The organism is Nocardioides sp. (assembly GCF_036493135.1).
Classification (GTDB): domain Bacteria; phylum Actinomycetota; class Actinomycetes; order Propionibacteriales; family Nocardioidaceae; genus Nocardioides.
Genome location: NZ_DASXQG010000081.1, coordinates 1 through 21,475, shown reverse-complemented (window position 1 = coordinate 21,475; position 21,475 = coordinate 1). Strand labels below are relative to the sequence as shown.

The 21,475-nt window shown below is 71.2% G+C and carries 19 protein-coding genes; 17 read left to right on the top strand and 2 right to left on the bottom strand.

Going from position 1 to position 21,475, the window contains the following annotated elements; translation table 11 throughout:
* Together rplT and VGJ24_RS15360 are read left to right on the top strand one after the other, a co-directional pair.
* On the top strand, positions 1 to 370 hold a 370-nt coding region (rplT, locus tag VGJ24_RS15365), incomplete at its 5' end, for a 50S ribosomal protein L20 (protein ID WP_331501506.1).
* Positions 371 to 380: 10 nt separating this feature from the next.
* Entirely contained in the window at positions 381 to 1,178 is a 798-nt protein-coding gene (locus VGJ24_RS15360) for an RNA methyltransferase (protein WP_331501505.1), read from the top strand.
* Here the strand turns inward: VGJ24_RS15360 and VGJ24_RS15355 are convergent.
* Positions 1,123 to 1,821, bottom strand: a complete 699-nt coding sequence (locus VGJ24_RS15355; RefSeq protein WP_331501504.1) for a MerR family transcriptional regulator — start codon at positions 1,819 to 1,821, stop codon at positions 1,123 to 1,125. The genes VGJ24_RS15360 and VGJ24_RS15355 overlap by 56 nt on opposite strands.
* A gap of 268 nt (positions 1,822 to 2,089) precedes the next feature.
* Here VGJ24_RS15355 and VGJ24_RS15350 point away from each other — a divergent pair, with 268 nt between their 5' ends.
* From VGJ24_RS15350 to VGJ24_RS15335, 4 genes are all read left to right on the top strand, one after another.
* Entirely contained in the window at positions 2,090 to 3,166 is a 1,077-nt protein-coding gene (locus VGJ24_RS15350) for an ATP-binding protein (protein WP_331501503.1), read from the top strand.
* A gap of 90 nt (positions 3,167 to 3,256) precedes the next feature.
* Positions 3,257 to 4,360 (top strand): phenylalanine--tRNA ligase subunit alpha, encoded by a 1,104-nt coding sequence (gene pheS / locus VGJ24_RS15345; protein WP_331501502.1) that lies wholly within the window; start codon positions 3,257 to 3,259, stop codon positions 4,358 to 4,360.
* A 69-nt stretch (positions 4,361 to 4,429) separates the two neighbouring features.
* A complete protein-coding gene (pheT, locus tag VGJ24_RS15340) occupies positions 4,430 to 6,907 on the top strand; it encodes a phenylalanine--tRNA ligase subunit beta (protein WP_331501501.1) in 2,478 nt (825 codons plus the stop codon).
* A gap of 289 nt (positions 6,908 to 7,196) precedes the next feature.
* Positions 7,197 to 9,140, top strand: a complete 1,944-nt coding sequence (locus tag VGJ24_RS15335; RefSeq protein ID WP_331501500.1) for a M3 family metallopeptidase — start codon at positions 7,197 to 7,199, stop codon at positions 9,138 to 9,140.
* A gap of 19 nt (positions 9,141 to 9,159) precedes the next feature.
* Here the strand turns inward: VGJ24_RS15335 and VGJ24_RS15330 are convergent, their stop codons facing one another.
* Positions 9,160 to 9,951 (bottom strand): maleylpyruvate isomerase family mycothiol-dependent enzyme, encoded by a 792-nt coding sequence (locus tag VGJ24_RS15330; RefSeq protein ID WP_331501499.1) that lies wholly within the window; start codon positions 9,949 to 9,951, stop codon positions 9,160 to 9,162.
* Between the two features lie 99 nt (positions 9,952 to 10,050).
* Between VGJ24_RS15330 and argC the strand changes: the two genes are divergently transcribed.
* From argC to VGJ24_RS15275, 11 genes are all read left to right on the top strand, one after another.
* Positions 10,051 to 11,088 carry an N-acetyl-gamma-glutamyl-phosphate reductase gene (argC, locus tag VGJ24_RS15325; protein ID WP_331501507.1) on the top strand — a complete coding sequence of 346 codons (1,038 nt, stop codon included), beginning with the start codon at positions 10,051 to 10,053 and terminating at the stop codon, positions 11,086 to 11,088.
* Positions 11,085 to 12,236, top strand: a complete 1,152-nt coding sequence (argJ, locus tag VGJ24_RS15320) for a bifunctional glutamate N-acetyltransferase/amino-acid acetyltransferase ArgJ (protein WP_331501498.1) — start codon at positions 11,085 to 11,087, stop codon at positions 12,234 to 12,236. Before argC ends, argJ begins: the two co-directional genes overlap by 4 nt.
* Positions 12,233 to 13,168, top strand: coding sequence for an acetylglutamate kinase (gene argB / locus VGJ24_RS15315; RefSeq protein WP_331501497.1), 936 nt, complete (start codon positions 12,233 to 12,235; stop codon positions 13,166 to 13,168). The genes argJ and argB overlap by 4 nt, the downstream gene beginning before the upstream one ends.
* Entirely contained in the window at positions 13,165 to 14,400 is a 1,236-nt protein-coding gene (locus VGJ24_RS15310) for an acetylornithine transaminase (protein ID WP_331501496.1), read from the top strand. Before argB ends, VGJ24_RS15310 begins: the two co-directional genes overlap by 4 nt.
* A complete protein-coding gene (argF, locus tag VGJ24_RS15305; RefSeq protein ID WP_331501495.1) occupies positions 14,397 to 15,335 on the top strand; it encodes an ornithine carbamoyltransferase in 939 nt (312 codons plus the stop codon). Before VGJ24_RS15310 ends, argF begins: the two co-directional genes overlap by 4 nt.
* Complete coding sequence (locus tag VGJ24_RS15300; RefSeq protein ID WP_331501494.1) at positions 15,332 to 15,850, top strand: arginine repressor; 519 nt, start codon at positions 15,332 to 15,334, stop codon at positions 15,848 to 15,850. Before argF ends, VGJ24_RS15300 begins: the two co-directional genes overlap by 4 nt.
* Before the next feature lie 37 nt (positions 15,851 to 15,887).
* The gene (gene argG, locus VGJ24_RS15295; RefSeq protein WP_331501493.1) at positions 15,888 to 17,327 is read left to right on the top strand and encodes an argininosuccinate synthase; all 1,440 of its coding nucleotides are present in this window, start codon (positions 15,888 to 15,890) and stop codon (positions 17,325 to 17,327) included.
* 84 nt (positions 17,328 to 17,411) lie between these two features.
* The gene (locus VGJ24_RS15290; RefSeq protein ID WP_331501492.1) at positions 17,412 to 17,873 is read left to right on the top strand and encodes an NUDIX domain-containing protein; all 462 of its coding nucleotides are present in this window, start codon (positions 17,412 to 17,414) and stop codon (positions 17,871 to 17,873) included.
* Positions 17,870 to 19,288, top strand: a complete 1,419-nt coding sequence (gene argH / locus VGJ24_RS15285) for an argininosuccinate lyase (RefSeq protein ID WP_331501491.1) — start codon at positions 17,870 to 17,872, stop codon at positions 19,286 to 19,288. Before VGJ24_RS15290 ends, argH begins: the two co-directional genes overlap by 4 nt.
* Positions 19,272 to 19,874, top strand: coding sequence for a DNA-3-methyladenine glycosylase (locus VGJ24_RS15280; RefSeq protein WP_331501490.1), 603 nt, complete (start codon positions 19,272 to 19,274; stop codon positions 19,872 to 19,874). The genes argH and VGJ24_RS15280 overlap by 17 nt, the downstream gene beginning before the upstream one ends.
* A 9-nt stretch (positions 19,875 to 19,883) precedes the next feature.
* Positions 19,884 to 21,164 carry an MFS transporter gene (locus VGJ24_RS15275; protein ID WP_331501489.1) on the top strand — a complete coding sequence of 427 codons (1,281 nt, stop codon included), beginning with the start codon at positions 19,884 to 19,886 and terminating at the stop codon, positions 21,162 to 21,164.
* The last annotated feature ends 311 nt before the right edge of the window (positions 21,165 to 21,475 follow it).

Sequence of the window (21,475 nt, the reverse complement as noted above, 5' to 3'; positions counted from 1 at the left end):
GCGGGCAGTGAACGCCCACAAGAAGCGCCGGACCACCCTCGAGCGCGCCAGCGGCTACCGCGGCCAGCGCTCGCGCCTGTACCGCAAGGCCAAGGAGCAGGTCACCCACTCGCTGGTCTACAGCTACCGCGACCGCAAGGCCCGCAAGGGCGACTTCCGCAGGCTCTGGATCCAGCGGATCAACGCCGCCGCCCGGGCCAACGGGATGACTTACAACCGGTTCATCCAGGGCCTGAACCTCGCCGGCGTCGAGGTCGACCGCAAGATCCTGGCGGACCTGGCCGTCAACGACGCACCCGCGTTCGCCGCCCTTGTCGAGACCGCCAAGGCCGCGCTGCCCGAGGACGTCAACGCGCCCAAGGCGTCCTGAGGCCGCGTCCGTGAGCGCGCCGCTGACCGCGGGGAACACCCGGGTCAAGGAGGCGCGCAGGCTCAGCCGCCGCTCGGTCCGCACCGAACAGCGGCTGTTCCTCGCCGACGGACCCAAGGCGGTCCAGGGCGCGCTCGAGCGGGAGGTGGTCGTCGAGGTCTTCGCGACACCCACTGCCGGCGAGCGGTACCCCGCGCTGGTCGCCGCCGCGCCGCGCACGTCGTACGTCGACGACCGCGCGCTGACCTCGCTCAGCGACAGCGTGAACCCGGCCGGGATCGTCGCGGTGTGCTCGTTCCTCGACGTTCCGCTGGCCGATGCCCTGGCCGTGGCCACCATCCCCAGCACGTCGCCCGGGCTGGTCGCGATCGCCGCGGACGTCCGCGATCCGGGCAACGCCGGCACCCTGATCCGTACCTCGGACGCCCTCGGCGCGCATGCGGTCGTGCTGGCCGGTCACTCCGTCGACGTCTACAACCCGAAGACCGTGCGGGCGAGCGTGGGCAGCCTCTTCCACCTGCCGCTCGCGCTCGAGCCCGACCCGTTGCGCGCCCTCCGGGCCGCCCAGGGGGCCGGCCTGGTGGTCCTGGCGGCGGACGGCAAGGGTGAGCTCGCCCTGGGCGATGCCGCCGAGGTCCTGGCCGGTCCGACGGCCTGGCTGTTCGGCAACGAGGCCTGGGGTCTTCCCGCCGAGCTCGCCGCCCTGGCCGACCACCGGGTCCGGATCCCGATCCGCGGACGGGCGGAGAGCCTCAACCTGGCGACAGCGGCCGCGATCTGTCTCCACGAGAGCTCTCGGACGCGCTGACGAGGTCCGCTGAGTCAACAGCCTCACGGCGTCGCTGCTCGTGGTAGTGCTCGTGTCCGAGTCGGCGGAACAGGGTGAGGATGTCCCCGAAGACCGCCTCTCCGACCACCATGTCCTCCAGCGTGTCCTGGCGGCCCTTCGTCTTGTCGATGAGGGCGATCTCGGCGCGGCACAGCTGGTCGGCGAGGTGGGCGTAGTACCCGAGGATCTCCGCATCGACGGTGAGCAGCCCCTCGCCGACCAGCTGGACCAGGTCGGCCAGACGCAGACGTGCGGCGGCGTCCATCCGCACGCCGCTCCAGCCCACGTCGTCGATGGCCGCATTCACCTGGCGTCCGGCCACCTCATCGGGGCCGTCCACCGGCAGCGGGGGGCTCAGCGCATCGGAGATCTCGCACACGAGCTCGTGCTCGGGTCGCGAGTCGTCTTCCACCGCGTCGACGATCGCCTGGAGGGCCGACACGGGAGCCCCGCCCACCTCTCGCAGCGCCCGCAGGATGCGCAGACGACGCAGGTGGGAGGCGTCGTACTCCGACCTGCGCGGTCCGGTCGTCTCTCCGGGCGCGAGCAGGCCTTCGCGGAGGTAGTACTTGACGGTGGCGAGGGGCACGTCCGCGCGCTCCGCCAGCTCCGACACGAGCATGAACGCACTCTTTCCAAAGCAAAAGTTAGGCAAATCTGCGAAATCAGTTGTGCAGCGTGGATACTGCAACTATCTTACTACGTGTTCGTGATTCCCGAGACACGGACGATCGGACGGGCCCCGCGGGGGAGGGGCTGTCCACCCATGTTGTCGGTGCGGCCCCACTGGGGGGAGGGGCCGCCCACAGCATTTCTTCTCTCTCGGTCGCCGCGGATCCCCGCCGGTGCTGCTCCACGGAAGTCCGTCGAACAGCACTAGGCTGCCGCGCGTGCCCCCTGACCGAGACCCCGTCGACGACGTCTCGGCCCACACGGTCGTCGACGCCCGTCACGCGCTCGACGCCCTGCCCGACGGGGTCGTGATCGCCGATGAGGACGGCGTCGTCCGGCTCGTCAACGATCGGGCCGCCGCGCTGCTCGGCACGACCCGCGAGGCGGCCGAGGGTGGGCCGCTCACCGAGGTCGTCGCGGTCACCAACCAGGAGGGGGCGGGTTGGGTCGCCTGCACCCGCCCGTACGAGGGGCTGGTCACCCGCACCGGTGTCCCCGAGCAGTCGTGGATCCTGCCCTCGGGCGACGAGGTGCTGGTCACCGCCCGCATCCACCGGGCCCCCGGACACGGACGGGTCACCGACGTCGCGGTGTCACTGCGCTCCGGACGGGCCCGCGCACGCCTCGACCGCGACCGGTCCGACCTGGTCGCCACGGTCGCCCACGAGCTCCGCTCGCCGCTGACCGGTGTGAAGGGCTTCGTCCAGGCGTTGCTGAACCGGTGGGACCGGCTCAACGACGAGCAGAAGAAGCTGATGCTCACCACGGTCCACGCCGACTCCGACCGCCTGAGCCGCCTGATCACCGAGCTGCTCGACGTGGCCCGGCTGGACACCGGTCGGCTCGCCATGCACCAGCGACCCTGCGACATACGCGTGATGACGGCGCGGGTGATCGAGAGCGTCCGCGCCGGCGCTCCCCACCGGATCGAGTTCCGCGCGCCGGACGACCTGCCCGAGGTGTGGGCCGACCCCGACAAGTTCACACAGGTGCTCACCAACCTGATCGAGAACGCCATCCGGCACGGCTCCGACCCGGTGACCGTGACGGCGGCCAAGGAGGGCGAGCAGGTCTCGGTGCAGGTCGACGACTCCGGCAACGGCATCCCGCGGGAGATCCGGCAACGCGCGTTCACGAAGTTCTGGACCACCGGGCAGCGCGGGGGTTCCGGGCTCGGGCTCTACCTGGTGAACGGACTGGTGAAGGCCCACGGCGGCACGACCACGATCGACGACGCCCCGGAGGGCGGGGCCCGGATCACCACCACCTGGCCGGCGTTCGTCGCCGAGCCGTGACGGCGCGTCGTACCGCGGGTCAAACCCCGTCGCCGCGGAGCCGTCATCGTTCCTAGACTGGTGTGCGTCAGTCCAGCGCGAAAGGCACTCATGTCGGGCCCGAACTCCCAGTACGACCCGGTCGAGGTCACCCCGCTCCAGGCGGAGCAGGTGGCCGCGATGCGTGACGAAGCGCTGGCCGCGATCGCCGCCGCCCAGGACCTCGACGCGCTCAAGCAGGCCCGACTCGACCACGCGGGCGACCGTTCACCGCTGGCCCTGGCCAACCGCGAGATCGGAGCCCTGCCGCCCCAGGCCCGCAAGGAGGCCGGCCAGCGCGTCGGACAGGCCCGCGGCGTCGTCAACCAGGCTCTCGCCGAGCGTGCCGCCGTGCTCGAGGCCGAGGCCGAGGAGCGGATGCTGGTGGAGGAGACCGTCGACGTCACGGTGCCGACCGACCGGCGACCGCGCGGGTCGCGCCATCCGATCACGCTGATGAGCGACTACATCGCCGACCTGTTCGTGGCGATGGGCTGGGAGGTCGCCGAAGGGCCCGTTCTCGAGGCCGAGTGGCTGAACTTCGACGCGCTGAACCTCGGCCCGGACCATCCCGCCCGCACCATGCAGGACACGTTCTGGACGGACCCTGCCGAGGACCACCTGGTGCTGCGCACCCACACCTCTCCCGTGCAGGCCCGCACCATGCTGAGTCGCACGCCGCCGATCTACGTGATCTGCCCGGGCCGGGTCTTCCGCACCGACCCGTACGACGCCACGCACTCGCCGATGTTCCACCAGGTCGAGGGACTGGTCGTCGACGAAGGCATCACGATGGCCAACCTCAAGGGCACCCTGGACCACTTCGGCGAGCAGATGTTCGGCGACGGCATCACCACGCGGTTCCGCCCGTCGTACTTCCCCTTCACCGAGCCGTCGGCCGAGGTCGACCTGGTCTGCTTCGTCTGCCGTGGTCTGCCGGGTGCGGTCGAGCAGTGCCGCACCTGCCGCGGCGAGGGCTGGATCGAGTGGGGCGGGTGCGGCGTGGTCAACCCGCGGGTGCTCGCCGCCTGCGGCATCGACGCCGAGCGCTATCGGGGCTTCGCGTTCGGCATGGGGATCGACCGGTCGTTCATGTTCCGCAGCGGCGCGGAGGATCTGCGTGCCCTTTTCGAGGGCGACGTCCGATTCGCCTCGGCGTTCGGCACCGACTGGTGACCGCTCGCCGTAGCGACAGAGCCTCCGACCTCCGCACCTGACCGCAGCACAGACGCAAAGGACCAGCCCATGCGTGCGCCCGTCTCCTGGATCCGCGAGTACGCCGACCTCCCGGCCGACCTGTCCGCCGAGGATCTCGCCCGGAAGCTGACCGCGCTCGGGCTCAAGCTCGAGTCGCTCGAGCGGCCGGGCGCCGACATCAGCGGGCCGTTGGTGATCGGTCGCGTGCTCACCATGGAGGCGGAGCCGCAGAAGAACGGCAAGACGATCAACTGGTGCACGGTCGACGTGGCGGACGCGAACGGCACCGGCGAGCCCCAGGGCATCGTCTGTGGGGCCCACAACTTCGCATCCGGCGACCTGGTCGTGGTCGTCCTGCCGGGCGGCGTGCTGCCGGGTGACTTCGAGATCTCGGCGCGCCAGACCTACGGCCACGTCTCCGCCGGCATGATCTGCTCCGCGCGCGAGCTCGGCATCGGCGAGGACCACGACGGGATCATCGTGCTGGAGCCCGGAGCGGGCCGGCCGGGCGACGACGCCCGGCCCGTGCTCGGCCTCGACGAGGAGGTCATCGAGTTCGAGATTAACCCCGACCGGGCCTACGCGCTGTCGCTGCGCGGCGTCGCGCGGGAGGCGGCGATGGGCTTCGGTACGGCGTACACCGACCCGTGCCTGCGAGAGGTGTCGACCGCGAACGACGACGGCTACCCGGTGCGGGTCGAGGACCCCGCCGGCTGTCCGGTGTTCGTGGCGCGCACCGTCACCGGCTTCGACCCGACGGCCGAGTCGCCGGAGTGGCTCAGGCGCCGGGTGCGGCTGGCCGGCATGCGGCCCCTGTCGCTGGCGGTCGACGTCACCAACTACGTGATGCTCGAGACCGGCCGACCCATCCACGGGTACGACGGCGACAAGCTTCGGGGCGCGCTCGTCGTACGACGCGCGACGGCGGGGGAGCGGCTGACCACGCTCGACGGCGTCGGGCGCCGGCTGTCCACCGAGGACCTCGTGGTCTGTGACGACTCGGGCGCAATCGGGCTCGGCGGCGTGATGGGTGGTGCCACGACGGAGATGTCCGCGGCCACCTCGACCGTGGTGATCGAGGCGGCCCACTGGGACCCGGTGGCGATGTTCCGTACCGGTAAGCGGCACCGGCTGACCTCCGAGGCCGGCAAGCGCAACGAGCGCGGGGTCGACCCGACGATCTGCGAGGTGGCTGCCGACCGGGTCGCCGAGCTGCTCACGACGTACGGCGGCGGGACTGTCTCGCTCGGGGTGACCGTCGTGGGGACACCGCCCCGGCGAGCGCCGATCTCGCTGCCCACCGAGCTTCCGGCCGAGGTGGCCGGGCTCCCCATCGAGGCGGACCGCGTGGTCGCGAACCTCCGCGCGATCGGCGCCGAGGTCGGCGGCGAAGAGACGTTGGACGTCACCCCGCCACCCTGGCGGCCCGATCTCACCGACCCCTACGACCTGGTCGAGGAGGTCGTGCGGATCGTCGGCTACGACCAGGTGCCGTCGGTCATCCCCGTGCCGCCGGTCGGGCGTGGGCTGACCCGGGAGCAACGGCTGCGTCGCCGGATCGGCCGCACCCTTGCCGGGCTCGGCTGCGTCGAGGTGGTCAGCTTCCCGTTCGTCGGTGACGAGACCTTCGACGCGCTCGGGCTGCCCGCGGACGACGTGCTGCGGCGCGCCGTACGACTCTCGAACCCGCTGTCCCAGGAGCTACCGCTCTACACGACCACGCTGCTGCCGGGAGTCCTCGACGCAGCGGCGCGCAACCTCGGCCGTGGCGCGACCGGGGTCGCGTTGTTCGAGACCGGCACCGTCGCCTTCCCCACCAACCGCGGCCCGGCTCCCGTGTACGGCGTGGAGTGGCGGCCGACCGAGGCCGAGCTGGAGAAGCTCTTCGAGGCCATCCCGGAGCAACCGCTGTTCCTCGCCGCGGTCCTGTCCGGCGAGCGCGAGCGTGCGGGCTGGTGGGGTGAGGGGCGGACGGCCGACTGGTCGGACGCGATCGACGTCGTGCGCACGCTCGCCCGTGAGCTGGGTGTCGAGGTCGAGGTCGGGCAGACGTCCCGGATGCCGTGGCACCCCAGCCGCTGCGCCGTCGTCTCGGTTGACGGCCAGGAGTTCGGCCACGCCGGCGAGCTCCATCCGCGGGTCTGTCGGACGTACGGCCTGCACCGCGGCACCGCGGCACTCGAGATCGACCTCGACTTCCTGATGGCGCGGACGGTCGAGATCCCGACCGCTCCGATCCTCTCGCACCATCCGGTGGCCAAGGAGGACGTCGCCCTGGTGGTCGACGCGTCGGTCCACGCCTCGGAGGTGGAGCAGGCGCTCAGGGCCGGCGCCGGCGAGCTGCTCGAGAGCATCCGGCTCTTCGACGTCTTCACCGGCCCGCAGGTGGGCGAGGGCAAGAAGTCGCTCGCGTTCGCCCTCCGCTTCCGGGCTCACGACCGCACTCTGACCGAGGCCGAGACGAGCGCCGCCCGCGAGGCCGCCGTGGCCGCCGCGGCCGCCGCCGTGGGGGCGGTCCAGCGCTGACCCGCCAGAAGTGTGCGGGTTCCGAGCGCTGACCCGCCAGAAGCCTGCGGGTTCGGAGCGCTGACCCGTCGCTTGTCCACATCTACGACGTTGATCCGGGCTCCGACCTGCTGACTGACCGTTCCGAAACGAGAGTCCGGCGGTGCACGTTGGACAGATGAGCGGCTTTTGGGCGTCCACTTCCGGCGGGTCAGCGGTCTTTGGGCGAAGACTTCCGGCGGGTCAGCGCTCGCGGAGCGGAACCGAAACGAGGGGATGCTATCGACGTTTCGCCGGTAGCGTCCGGGGGGTGACCGATCTCGCGCCGATGACCATGCCCGCCTCCGATGCCGGGACCGACGCCTGGTCGGCCTGGCTGGCCACCCGCACCACCGACCAGCTGGACCAAGCCCGCGACCTCGTGGCGGCCCTCAAACGAGATCGCCCTCGACGCGCCGCCGAGCTGCTCGACCGCTGGAACGAGATCACCCTCGCGCTCGGCAACGCCTTCGCGGCCAGCAGCCTGTTCCAGCAGGTCCACCCGGACGAGGCCATCCGCGACCAGGCCGAGCACGCCCAGGTCGAGGCCTCCAGGCTCCAGACCGACCTGTCCCTGGACCGCGAGGTCTACGACCTGCTGGTGGTCGACGACGCCGAGGCCCGGATCTCCGGACTCGATGACGAGGGCGAGCGGGTCCGCAACTTCTCGCTCCGTGACTTCCGGCGCGCGGGCGTCGATCGCGAGCCCGAGGTCCGCGACCGCATCCGCACCATCAACGAGCGACTCACCGAGGTCAGCCAGACCTTCGAACGCAACATCCGCGACGACAACACCACGGTCAAGGTCCGCCCCGAGCAGCTCGACGGGCTCCCGCAGGACTGGATCGACGGCCATCCGGTCGGCGACGACGGACTCGTCGAGCTGACCCTGGACTACCCCGACGTGATCCCGATGCTCCAGTTCGCCAACGACCGCGACGCCCGCGTCGCGGTCCACCTGGCGTTCACCAACCAGGGCTGGCCCGCCAACGACGAGGTCCTCGCCCAGCTGCTCGCGCTGCGCCGCGAGCTCGCCACGATCCTCGGGTACGACGGCTGGCCGACGTACGACGCCGAGGTCAAGATGATCGAGACCGGTGACGCGATCGACACGTTCATCGACAAGATCAGCAAGGCGGCCGAGGCGTCGGCGCTGCGCGACCGGGACAAGCTCCTGACCCGCATCCGGCAGGACCGGCCCGAGGCCGAGGTGCTCGACGCCGGCGACTCGACCTACTACCTCGAGGTCGTACGTCGCGAGCAGCACGATGTGGATGCGCAGGTGGTGCGCCGGTACTTCGACTTCGAGCGGGTCCGGCAGGGGCTGCTCGACGTGACCGGGCGGCTGTTCGGCCTGACCTACACCGCGGTGGACGTGCCCACCTGGCACGACGACGTCGCGTCGTACGACGTGTCGCTCGGCGACCGCGTGGTGGGTCGCATCCACCTCGACCTGCATCCGCGCCCGAACAAGTTCAACCATGCCGCGCAGTTCACCCTCACGGACGGCGTCACGGGCCACCAGCAGCCCGAGGGAGTGCTGGTCTGCAACTTCCCGCGTGGGCTGATGGAGCACAGCGACGTGGTCGTGCTGTTCCACGAGTTCGGTCACCTGATCCACCACGTCCTCGGTGGCGACCAGCGCTGGAGCAGGTTCGCTGGTGTGGCCACCGAGTGGGACTTCGTCGAGGCCCCTTCGCAGCTGCTCGAGGAGTGGGCCTGGGACGCCGGCGTGCTGTCCGGCTTCGCCACCGACGAGGACGGCCAGGCGATCCCGGCCGACCTGGTCGCGCGGATGCGGGACGCCGACGACTTCGCGAAGGGGCTCCAGGCCCGCTCGCAGATGTTCTACGCCGCGGTGTCCTACCGCTTCCACGAGGACGTGCCCGCCGACGGCGACGCGATGACCACGCTGTCGCGTGCCCTCCAGGCCGAGTTCTCCATGGTCACGCCGCTCGACACCCACTTCCATGCCGGCTTCGGCCACCTGGCCGGCTACACCAGCAGCTACTACACCTACATGTGGTCGCTGGTGATCGCGAAGGACCTCTTCTCGGCGTTCGACCGCGACCACCTGTTCGACGCCGAGGTCGCCACGCGGTACCGAGACCGGATCCTCGCCCAGGGAGGGCGCAAGGACGCCGCCGACCTGGTCGAGGACTTCCTCGGCCGGCCGTTCGGGTTCGAGTCGTTCGCCGACTGGCTCTCGGCGTAGCCGGCGCTCCGGCCAGTGATCAGGTGATCGGCTGGTGGATGATCGCCCGGAAGCGATCGACGATCTCGAGGCTGCCCGCGAGATGCGTCCCGGCACCGTCCCCACGCCGCCAGATGCGCGCATCGAGCGCCTCGGCCGTGCCCGAGATGACCGCGTCGGGCTCGACGCCGGGGTCGGCGACGACGTGGATGTCGTCCTCGGCGTGGGTGATCCCCTCGGGGTCGGTCCCGTGGAAGTGGCCGAGCTGCACCCACACCTGGTCACCGGTGTCGGTGAGGTCGAGCCGCACGTAGTGGGGGAGTGGTGAGAACTCCCCCCACGGTGGGCATCCGCCGTACATGACGTCGAGCGCCTCGTCGACTCCGTCGGCCGCGAGATCGGCCGGGAACGGCGTCACCGCGCCGGCGGCGAGCTCGGCGTCGCGCCGGTGGATCAGGGCCTCGTGCGCCTGCCGGCGATAGATGAAGGCGACGGTGTGGTCCTGCGACCAGGTCCACGCCTCGTCGGTCGGCTGGGCCGCACCGAGCGCGTCGACCAGCGCGACGAACTGCCCGTCGTAGAACGACAACAGCCCGGCATGGTCGCCGGGCCGCTCGGGCTGGTCGTAGTCGTCGGGTCCCTTCGGGCGGTTCGTCACCATCCAGGTCCAGAAGTGCTGCACCTCCCCGAGGTGCCACAGCAGGTCGTCCGCGCGCCAGTCGGGGCAGGACGGCACGTCGGCGGCGGGGTCGCAGTCGGCGAGCACGTCGCGGAACCGCTGGGACTCGTCGCGGATGTGCTGGAGGTACGTCGGGAAGTCCAGTCGCGCCATGACCAGAACCTAGTCGCGTCCACCGACGGTCCGCGACCCCTCGTCCCGGCGCCTGCAGTGCCCCGATTTGAGGATGAACATGCAATAGCTTGTATGATCATGCACATGAGCTCGATCAGGGTCGCGGTCGCGGGTGCCAGTGGGTACGCCGGGGGCGAGCTGCTGCGTCTGCTCCTGGCGCACCCGCTCGCCGAGGTGGGCGCGGTCACCGCCGGCAGCAGCGCCGGAGGGAGGCTCGGGTCCCTCCAGCCGCACCTGACGCCCCTGGCCGACCGGGTGCTCCAGGAGACCTCGGCCGCGACCCTGACCGACCACGACGTCGTGTTCCTGGCGCTGCCACACGGCGCGTCGGCGGTCGTCGCGGCGGAGCTTCCCGAGCAGACGGTGGTCATCGACTGTGGCGCCGACTTCCGGCTCAGGGACCCGGCGCAGTGGGCGGCCTTCTACGGCGGTGAGCACGCCGGGGCGTGGCCCTACGGCCTCCCCGAGCTGCCGGGTCAGCGCGACGCCCTCCTCCGGGCATGCCGGATCGCCGTACCCGGCTGCTACCCGACGGTCGCGTCACTCGCCGTGGCGCCCGCGGTCGCGGCCGGGCTGGTGGTGCCGGACGTCGTGGTGGTCGCCGCGTCCGGCGTCAGCGGCGCAGGCAAGGCTGCGAAGCCCCACTTGCTCGGCAGCGAGGTGATGGGCAACGCCTCGGCGTACGGCGTCGGCGGTGTCCACCGGCACACCCCGGAGATCGTGCAGAACCTCGGCGGTCTCACCGACGAGCCGGTGCGCGTGAGCTTCACGCCGATGCTGGTCCCGATGCCGCGTGGCATCCTCGCGACCTGCTCGGCCCCGCTTGCTCCGGGCGCCACTGCCACGGAGGTCCGCGAGGCCTACCTCAAGGCGTACGACGCGGAGCCGTTCGTCCACGTCCTGCCGGAGGGGGAGTGGCCGCAGACCAAGGCGGTGCAGGGCAGCAACGCCTGCCACCTCCAGGTCAGCGTGGACGAGAACGCCGGCCGCCTCGTCGCCGTCGGCGCCATCGACAACCTCACCAAGGGCACCGCCGGAGGCGCCGTCCAGTCCATGAACCTCGCCCTCGGCCTCGACGAGACCCTGGGCCTGACAACGGTGGGGATCGCGCCATGAGTGTCACCGACCCACGGGGCTTCCGGGCCGCCGGCGTCGCGGCCGGGCTGAAGTCCACCGGCGCGAAGGACGTGGCGCTGGTCGTCAACGACGGCCCGTCGTTCAGCAGTGCCAGCGTGTTCACCGCCAACCGCTGCCTGGCCAACCCCGTGCTCTGGAGCAAGGAGGTCGTCAAGGACGGCATCGTCCGGGCAGTGGTCCTCAACTCCGGCGGCGCCAACTGCTACACCGGCCCGGAGGGTTTCCGGACGACCCACGCGGTCGCCGAGCGGGTCGCCGGACACCTCGGCATCGGCCCGGTCGATGTCGTCGTCTGCTCCACCGGACTGATCGGGCTCGCCACCGACCGCGCGCAGATGCTGGCCGGCGTCGACACGGCGTACGGCGCGCTGGGCAAGGAGGGCGGGGACGACGCCGCCCACGCGATCATGACCACCGACTCGGTCGCCAAGCAGGTCGTGATCGACGGACCCGGCTGGTCGGTCGGGGGCATGGCCAAGGGCGCCGGGATGCTCGCACCCCAGCTCGCCACGATGCTCGTCGTCCTCACCACCGATGCCGTCGCGACGCCCGACGACCTCGACACCGCGCTGCGAGCCGCGACCCGGGTCACCTTCGACCGGCTCGACTCCGACGGCTGCATGTCCACCAACGACACCGTGACCGTCATGGCCAGCGGTGCCGGCGGGATCACGCCGAGCCTGCCCGACCTGACCGACGCCCTGACCGCGGCGTGCAAGGACCTCGCCATGCAGCTGCTCGCCGACGCCGAGGGCGCCGACCACGAGATCGCGATCACCGTGCTGAACGCGGCGAGCGAGGACGACGCCGTCGAGGTCGGACGTTCGATCGCGCGCAGCAGCCTGTTCAAGGCCGCGGTGTTCGGCAACGACCCCAACTGGGGACGAGTGCTCGCGTCCATCGGCACCACGCAGGCGTCCTTCGACCCCGCGGACCTCGACGTCGGCATGAACGGCGTGTGGGTGTGCCGGCGGTCGAAGCCGGCGGCCGACCCCGCGACCGTCGACCTGAAGCCACGCGAGGTCGGCGTCACGGTCGACCTCAAGGCCGGCGACGCACGGGCGACGGTCTGGACCAACGACCTCACCCACGCCTACGTGCACGAGAACTCGGCGTACAGCTCATGACGCTCAGCGAGGCGCAGGAGACCGCACCCACGGCCGGTCCCGACCCCACCAAGGCCGCAACGCTCGCCGGCGCGCTGCCGTGGCTGAAGCGCTATCACGACAAGGTCGTGGTCGTGAAGTACGGCGGCAACGCGATGACGGACGAGACCCTCAAGCGCGCGTTCGCCGAGGACGTGGCGTTCCTGCGCTTCGCCGGTTTCAAGCCGGTCGTCGTGCACGGCGGCGGTCCGCAGATCTCGGCCATGCTCGATCGGCTCGGGATCGAGTCGGAGTTCCGCGGTGGGCTCCGGGTGACGACGCCACCGGCGATGGACGTGGTCCGGATGGTGCTGGTCGGGCAGGTCCAGCGCGAGCTGGTCGGGCTGGTCAACGAGCACGGCCCCCTGGCGGTCGGGCTCTCCGGTGAGGACGCGGGCCTGTTCACCGCACGTCGTACCAACACGGTCGTGGACGGCGAGGAGGTCGACCTCGGCCTGGTCGGCGAGGTCGCCGAGGTCCGGCCGGAGGCGGTGCTGGACCTGGTCGAGGCGGGTCGCATCCCGGTCATCTCCAGCGTCGCGCCGGACAAGGACGGGATCGTGCACAACGTCAACGCCGACACCGCCGCGGCCGCCCTGGCGGTGGCGCTGGGGGCCGAGAAGCTGCTCGTGCTCACCGACGTCGAGGGCCTCTTCCGCGACTGGCCGGCCAGCGACGACGTGATCGGCGAGATCAGCCCCGAGGCTCTGGCCGAGCTGATGCCGACGCTCGCCGCGGGCATGGTGCCGAAGATGGGCGCGTGTCTGCAAGCGGTGCGGGGCGGTGTGCCCCGGGCGACCGTCGTCGACGGCCGCGAGCCGCACGCCGTGCTGCTGGAGCTCTTCACCGACGAGGGCGTCGGCACCCAGGTCCTGCCCGGCGTCGCCACCAAGACGCGGAAGGCAAGGTCGTGAGCCCCACCAGCCAGGATCGCTACGCCGCCGCGCTGATGAACACGTTCGGGCCGCCCCAGCTCGTGCTCACCTGTGGCAAGGGGGCTCGGGTCTGGGACGAGGACGGCCGGGAGTACCTCGACCTCCTCGGCGGGATCGCCGTCAACGCCCTCGGCCATGGCCACCCGGCGGTGGTCGAGGCGGTCACCCGGCAGCTCTCCACGCTCGGTCACGTCTCGAACTTCTTCGCCACCGAACCCCAGATCACCCTGGCCGAGCGCCTCCTCGACCTGCTCGCCCCCCTGCGGGACGGGGAGGACGCTCTTCCGGGCGTGCGCGGGAAGGTGTTCCTCACCAACTCCGGCACCGAAGCCAACGAGGCAGCGCTCAAGCTCACCCGGCGGACCGGACGCACCCACCTGGTCGCGGCCGAGGGCTCGTTCCACGGGCGGACCATGGGTGCCCTCGCGCTGACCTCCAAGGCGGCCTACCGCGAGCCGTTCGAGCCACTACCCGGGCGGGTCACCTTCGTGCCGTACGGCGACGCCGTAGCCCTGGCCGCGGCGGTCACCGACGAGACCGCTGCGGTGGTGCTCGAGCCGATCCAGGGCGAGGCCGGCGTGGTCGAGCCACCCGTCGGCTACCTCGCCGCCGCCCGTCGGATCACGCGCGAGCACGACGCCCTGCTGTGGCTCGACGAGGTGCAGACCGGCATCGCCCGGACCGGGGCCTGGCTGTGCGCCGCGGCCGATCCGGACGTCGCCCCCGACGTCGTCACCCTGGCCAAGGGGCTCGGAGGCGGCCTGCCCATCGGTGCGTGTATCGGACTCGGCGGTGCCGGCGACCTGCTGCAGCCCGGGCACCACGGCACGACGTTCGGCGGCAACCCGGTGGCCTGCGCGGCCGCCCTCGCCGTCCTCGACACGATCGAGGCCGAGGGTCTGCTGGACCGCGCAGACCGGCTCGGCGGCCGTCTCCGCGACGGCCTCGCGGACGACGCGCGCGTCATCGCCGTACGCGGTCGCGGGCTCCTGATCGGGATCGACGTCACGGTGGAAGCCCCGAGGGTGGTCGCCACCGCCCGGAGTCGCGGGTTCATCGTGAACGCGACCGGCCCGCACACGGTGCGGCTGGCCCCGCCCCTGGTCCTCGGCGACGATGAGGTCGAGGCGTTCCTGGCCGCGTGGCCGGGGATCCTCGATGATGCAGTCGACGCAGTCGACGCAGCCGATGACCAGGGGGCCCGCGCATGACCCGACACTTCCTCCGCGACGACGACCTGAGCCCGGGGGAGCAACATGAGGTGCTCAGCCTCGCCGCCTCGCTGAAGCAGGCGCCGTACGACTCGCACAGCCTCAAGGGGCCGCGCACCGTGGCCACGATCTACGACAAGCCGACCCTGCGCACGCAGGCGTCGTTCGCCGCCGGCATCGCCGAGCTCGGCGGCAACCCGATGATGGTCGACGGCTCACTGGCCGGCATCGGCAAGCGCGAGTCGGTCGCAGACGTCGCCCGCGTGCTCGGGCGCCAGGCCTCGGTGATCGTGTGGCGGACCTACGCCCAGACGGCGCTGGTGGAGATGGCCGAGCACGCCGGTGTGCCGGTGATCAACGCGCTCACCGACGAGTTCCACCCGTGCCAGCTCCTCGCCGACCTGCTCACGATCCGCGAGCGGAAGGGTGAGCTGAGCGGGCTCACCGCGGCGTTCGTCGGCGACGGCGCCTGCAACATGGGGAACTCCTGGCTCCTCGCCGGCGCGACCGCTGGGCTGCGCATCCGGGTCGGCGCACCGGAGGGCCACCAGCCCGAGGAGCAGTACGTCGCGCGCGCACGCGAGATCGGGAGGGAGACCGGCGCGACGGCCGAGGTGATGACCGACCCCACAGCGGCGGTTGCCGGCGCAGACGTGGTGGTCACCGACACCTGGGTGTCCATGGGCAAGGAGGGGGAGGCCGCCTCCCGGCTCGCGGCGTTCTCGGACTACACGGTCACCGCCGACCTGATGAGGCTGGCCTCGCCGGACGCGATCGTCATGCACTGCCTCCCGGCCTATCGTGGCAAGGAGATCGACTCGGACGTCCTCGACGGCCCGCAGAGCGTGGTCTGGGACGAGGCGGAGAACCGTCGGCACGCCCAGAAGGCGATCATCACCTGGCTGCTCCAGGACACCGAGGAGGTGCCTGAATGACCGAGGCAGCACGGCGTCCCTCCACGAAGAACTCCCGGCACCAGCTGATCGTCGATCTCCTGTCCGGGCACGAGGTGCGCTCGCAACCGGAGCTCCAGGAGCTGTTGGGCGAGCGCGGGGTCCAGGTGACCCAGGCGACCCTGTCGCGCGACCTCGTGGAACTCGACGCCGTACGCGTGCGGGCCCAGTCCGGCGCGCTGGTGTACGCCGTACCGGCGGAGGGCGGCGACCGGCGTCCGGCGGCTCCCGGCGAGAGCGCGGCGGCCGCACATCGGCTGGGCCGGCTGCTGGCCGAGCTCCTGGTCAGTGCCGACGCCGGTGCCAACCTCGTGGTCCTGCGCACCCCGCCCGGGGCCGCGCAGTTCCTCGCCTCGGCGATGGACAAGGTCGAGTACGCCGACGTCCTCGGCACGATCGCCGGTGATGACACGGTGCTGGTGATGAGCCGCGACCCGTTGGGCGGGGACGAGATCGCCCGACGACTGTTGGCGCTGGCCCAGCAGCCGGCGCCGTGAACCCCGCACCCGTTCCCTCGACACCGAAAGTCACCTCGTGAGCAAGGTCCTCACCTCCCTCCCCGTCGGCCAGCGCGTCGGCATCGCGTTCTCCGGCGGCCTCGACACTTCTGTCGCGGTCGCCTGGATGCGCGCCAAAGGCGCCATCCCGTGCACCTACACCGCCGACATCGGGCAGTACGACGAGCCCGACATCGAGAGCGTCCCCGGTCGCGCATCCCAGTACGGCGCCGAGATCGCCCGGCACGTCGACTGCAAGGGCCCGCTGGTCGAGGAGGGCCTGGCGGCCCTGGCCTGCGGCGCGTTCCATGTGCGCTCCGGCGGCCGTCTCTACTTCAACACCACGCCTCTGGGCCGCGCGGTCACCGGCACGATGCTGGTCCGCGCGATGCACGACGACGGGGTCGACATCTGGGGCGACGGCTCGACGTTCAAGGGCAACGACATCGAGCGCTTCTACCGCTACGGGCTGCTCGCCAACCCCGACCTGCGCATCTACAAGCCGTGGCTCGATGCGGCCTTCGTCGCCGAGCTCGGCGGCCGGCACGAGATGAGCCAGTGGCTCACCGCCCACCAGCTGCCCTACCGCGACAGCGCCGAGAAGGCCTACTCCACGGACGCCAACATCTGGGGCGCGACCCACGAGGCGAAGACCCTCGAGCACCTCGACGTCTCGCTGGAGACCGTCGAACCGATCATGGGCGTCCGCTTCTGGGACCCTGCGGTCGCGATCGAGCCCGAGGACGTGACGATCCGCTTCGAACGCGGTCGCCCGGTCGCCGTCAACGGCACGACGTACGACGGGGTCGACGGGCCGGTGCGGCTGGTGAAGGCGGTCAACGAGATCGGCGGCCGGCACGGGCTCGGCATGTGCGACCAGATCGAGAACCGGATCATCGAGGCGAAGTCGCGCGGCATCTACGAGGCGCCCGGGATGGCGCTGCTGTTCATCGCCTACGAGCGGTTGCTCAACGCGATCCACAACGAGGGCACCCTGGCGAGCTACCACGCCGAGGGCCGCCAGCTCGGCCGGCTGCTGTACGAGGGTCGCTGGCTCGACCCGCAGGCGCTGATGCTGCGCGAGTCGCTGCAGCGCTGGGTCGGCTCGGTGGTGACGGGAGAGGTGACCATCCGGCTGCGGCGTGGCGAGGACTACACGATCCTGCGCACCGACGGACCGGCGTTCACCTACCACCCGGACAAGCTGTCGATGGAGCGGGTGGAGAACGCCGCGTTCGGGCCGACCGACCGGATCGGCCAGCTCACGCTGCGCAACCTCGACATCGCCGACTCCCGCTCCAAGCTCGAGCTGTACGCCGAGCAGCCGCTGGACCAGGGCCAGGTACTGGTCGAGCACGGCATCCTCCTCGGCGCCCTCCCGTCCGGCGGTGGCAAGCGCATCGTCGCCAACCCGGCGCTGGCGGGAGTCGACGACGAGGCCCTCGACAACGCCGCCATGGAGTTCGGCACCGACTGACACCGAGTCGGCGCCAAGAGGCAGACAAGTCACGCCGGGTCGTCATGTGACGACCCGGCGAACAGCGACTGATAGGAAGAAGGCGTGCCCGAGCCGATCCGTCGTACGACGGCCCGCGTCGTCCCGGTCAACGACCGAGGCGAGGCGCTGCTCATGCTCAGCTGTGACCCGGCAAGGCCCGAGACGACGTACTGGTGCTCCTTCGGAGGTGCCGTCGATGAGGGCGAGAGCCTGCCGGAGGCCGGCGTCCGCGAGCTGCTGGAGGAGACCGGCCTCGCCGTGTCTGCGGCGCACCTGGGCGAACCGTTCGACCGGGCCGAGGTGCGGTTCTCCTACGACGGCGCCACGATCGTCAACGACTCGACCTGGTTCGCGGTGCCGCTCGAGGCCGACGTCGAGACGCTCCACACCGACGACGTGACCGAACAGATCCTCGGCTATCGCTGGTGGTCGCCTGACGAGCTCGAGTCCGACGGCAGCGTCAACAACGACCGGCTGCCGAGCTTCGTGCGAGGCGCAATCGCTCACGTCCGGGGGCTCCGATGACCGGCTCTGCCGGAGAGGGCAGGCTGTGGGGCGCTCGCTTCGCCGGCGGACCCTCGCCCGAGCTCGAGGCCCTCTCGCGCTCCACCCACTTCGACTGGCGTCTGGTCCCCTACGACCTGGCCGGCTCGGTCGCCCACGCCAACGCCCTGAATCGCGCCGGTCTGCTCACCGACGACGACCATCGCTCGTTGCTCGCGGGGCTTTCCACCCTCCGCCAGGAGTACGACGCGGGGTCGCTGGCACCGTCCGCGTCCGACGAGGACGTCCACGGTGCGCTCGAACGACTCCTCATCGGCCGGGTCGGCGCCGACGTGGGAGGCCGTCTGCGGGCCGGTCGCAGTCGCAACGACCAGGTGGCCACACTGTTCAAGTCCTATCTGCGCGACCAGGCCCGCACGATCGGAGCGCTCGTGCTCGACCTGGTCGAGGCGCTCGCCGTCCGGGCCCGGGACCACCTCGACGTGGTGATGCCGGGGCGCACGCACCTCCAGCACGCCCAGCCGGTGCTGTTGTCGCACCACCTGCTCGCCCACGCATGGCCGTTGCTCCGCGACATCGAGCGCCTGCGCGACTGGGACGTCCGCGTCGCCGGCGACTCGCCGTACGGCTCGGGCGCGCTGGCCGGCTCGAGCCTCGGACTGGACCCCCGGGCGGTGGCTCGTGAGCTGGGCTTCACGGAGTCGAGCGCGAACTCGATCGACGGCACCGCCGCCCGCGACTTCGCGGCGGAGTTCGCCTTCATCACGGCCATGACCGGCGTGGACCTGAGCCGGATCGCCGAGGAGGTCGTCATCTGGACGACCGCGGAGTTCGGCTTCGCGCGGCTCGATGACGGCTACGCCACCGGGTCCAGCATCATGCCGCAGAAGAAGAACCCGGACATCGCCGAGCTGACCCGCGGCAAGTCCGGCCGGTTGATCGGCAACCTCACCGGCCTGCTCGCGACGCTCAAGGGCCTGCCGCTGGCGTACAACCGAGACCTCCAGGAGGACAAGGAGCCGGTCTTCGACTCGATCGACACCCTGCTCGTGGTCCTGCCGGCCGTGACCGGGATGGTCGCCACGCTCACGTTCGACGCCGCCCGCCTGGCCGACCTCGCTCCTCGGGGCTTCTCGCTCGCGACGGACGTGGCGGAGTGGCTCGTTCGCCAAGGGGTGCCGTTCCGTGCGGCCCACGAGGTCGCTGGCGCCGCCGTACGACGGTGCGAGGAGCTGGGCTGCGACCTACCCGACCTGACCGACGAGCAGCTCGCCGAATTGTCGGCGTCCCTCACGCCGGACGTCCGCGAGGTGCTCACCGTTGCGGGCTCCGTCGGCTCGCGCAACGGCCGTGGCGGGACCGCCCCGGAGCGTGTGCGCGAGCAGCTCGCCGAGCTGCTCGCCCGTGTCGAGACCGCCCGTGCCACGCTCGGCTGACCTGCGCGCCCTGCTCGAGCGGCCGGTGCTGGAGGCGGCGCCGCTCCTGCTCGGAGCCACGCTGCGCCACCGCGACGTGGCCTGCCGGATCACCGAGGTAGAGGCGTACGACGGGCCGAACGACCCCGGCTCGCACGCCTACCGCGGCCACACTCGACGGAACACGGTGATGTTCGGGCCGGCCGGGCATCTCTACGTGTACTTCACCTACGGCATGCACTGGTGCTGCAACGTCGTGTGCGGACCGGAGGGCAGCGCCAGCGCGGTGCTGCTGCGTGCCGGCGAGGTGGTCGACGGCATCGAGATCGCGCGCGAACGCCGGCGCGCCGCCCGTTCGGACCGCGACCTCGCGCGCGGTCCGGCGCGGCTGTGCCAGGCCCTGGCGATCGGTCGCGACCAGAACGGTCACGACCTGACCAGGCGGCCGCTCACGCTCGAGCCGGGTCCGCCTCCCGACGACGTACGCCGCGGCCCGCGGGTCGGGCTGCGAGACGCGGCCGACCGTCCGTGGCGCTTCTGGCTGCCCGACGAGGCCACGGTGAGCACGTATCGACCCGCTCCCGTGCGGCCGCGGCGAACGACCTAGGGTCGAGAGGTGCAGCTGCGCGGGATCGTCGCCGACACGCGCCCGCTCTCAGTTCGGCCGTTCCGGCGGCTCTGGTCGGCCAACGTCGTCACCGTCGTCGGCGCGCAGCTCACGGTGGTCGCCGTACCCGCCCAGATCTACGCGATCACCGGCTCCTCGGCGTACGTCGGCCTCAGCGGCGTGTTCGGTCTGGTCCCGCTCGTGGTCTTCGGCCTGTGGGGCGGCGCGCTGGCCGACGTGATGGATCGCCGCACGATCCTGCAGGTCACCACGGTCGGGCTGATCCTGACGAGTGCGGCATTCTGGCTGCAGGCCGCGTTGGGGGCGGACAACGTCTGGCTCCTACTGTCGTTGTTCGCGGTACAGCAGGCGATTTTCGCGGTGAACCAACCCACCCGGAGCGCGATCCTCCCGCGGCTGATCCCGTCCGACCTCCTCCCGGCCGCCAACGCCCTCAACACCACCGTGATACAAGCCGGCGCCATCGCCGGGCCACTCGTCGGCGGCGCGCTGATCCCGCTGCTCGGCTTCTCCGCCCTCTACTTCGTCGACACCTGCACGCTGTTCGCCACCCTCTGGGCGGTGATCGGGCTCCCCGCGATGCCGATCGAAGGATCCGCCGGAACGGCCCCGGGCCTGCGCGCCGTGCTCGACGGGTTCGGCTACCTCCGGGGTCATCCGCTCCTGCTGATGAGCTTCGTGGTCGACATCATCGCGATGGTCTTCGGCATGCCACGGGCACTCTTCCCCCAGGTCGCCCACGAGAGCTTCCTCGGCCCCCCGGACGGCGGTCTGGCCTTCGCCCTGCTCTTCGCCGGGATCCCGGCCGGCGCGGTGCTCGGAGGCGTGTTCTCGGGCTGGCTGTCCCGAGTACGCCGTCAGGGCCTGGCCGTGGTGGGTGCGATCGTCGTCTGGGGCATCGCGATGATGGCGTTCGGGGGCGCGGTCGGCCTGGCACCACGTGCGCGCACCTTGATGCTCTGGTGTGCAGTGCTCACGCTGGTGGTGGGTGGTGCGGCCGACATGGCGTCCTCGGCGTTCCGGAACAGCATGCTGATGAGCGCGGCCTCCGACGCCGTACGCGGACGCCTCCAGGGGGTGTTCATCGTGGTGGTGGCCGGAGGTCCGCGGATCGCGGACGTGCTGCATGGCGCGAGCGCTGCCGTGATCGGCACGGCGCTGACCGCGGCCATCGGCGGACTGCTCGTCCTGGTGTTCCTGGCGATCGCGGTGGCGCTGGTGCCAGCGTTCCTGAAGTACCGCCCCGAGCCGGGGGAGACGCAGGCCTGACGCGGGTTTCGGACCACGGCGTGGCTCGGGTAAAGTTCTTGCTCGCTGCTCCGCGTGGCAGGCCCTTCGGGCAGGTCGGCGGAGCGGCATCGCGAGCCGGATCTGATTTGACGCCTGCGGGCGTGGACCGGTAAGTTTTCGAAGGTTGCCCCCGAGACCGCCTCATCCGAGGCTGATCTGGTGCGCGTCTGATTTTTGAGAACTCAACAGTGTGTTTGTCGATGAATTGGTTTGTATGATCCCGTCTCCATGGTTGGGCCTGGCTGGGTTTGTTGGTTGGGTTTGGTTGTGGTGGTGGTTTCTTTTTGAGT

Coding starts and splice junctions, on each gene's coding strand:
- VGJ24_RS15355 (WP_331501504.1), bottom strand. CDS start 1,821: ATGCTCGTGTCGGAGCTGGCGGAGCGCGCGGACGTGCCCCTCGCCACC.
- pheS (WP_331501502.1), top strand. CDS start 3,257: ATGTCGGGCCCGAACTCCCAGTACGACCCGGTCGAGGTCACCCCGCTC.
- pheT (WP_331501501.1), top strand. CDS start 4,430: ATGCGTGCGCCCGTCTCCTGGATCCGCGAGTACGCCGACCTCCCGGCC.
- VGJ24_RS15330 (WP_331501499.1), bottom strand. CDS start 9,951: ATGGCGCGACTGGACTTCCCGACGTACCTCCAGCACATCCGCGACGAG.
- argC (WP_331501507.1), top strand. CDS start 10,051: ATGCACATGAGCTCGATCAGGGTCGCGGTCGCGGGTGCCAGTGGGTAC.
- argJ (WP_331501498.1), top strand. CDS start 11,085: ATGAGTGTCACCGACCCACGGGGCTTCCGGGCCGCCGGCGTCGCGGCC.
- argB (WP_331501497.1), top strand. CDS start 12,233: ATGACGCTCAGCGAGGCGCAGGAGACCGCACCCACGGCCGGTCCCGAC.
- argF (WP_331501495.1), top strand. CDS start 14,397: ATGACCCGACACTTCCTCCGCGACGACGACCTGAGCCCGGGGGAGCAA.
- VGJ24_RS15300 (WP_331501494.1), top strand. CDS start 15,332: ATGACCGAGGCAGCACGGCGTCCCTCCACGAAGAACTCCCGGCACCAG.
- argH (WP_331501491.1), top strand. CDS start 17,870: ATGACCGGCTCTGCCGGAGAGGGCAGGCTGTGGGGCGCTCGCTTCGCC.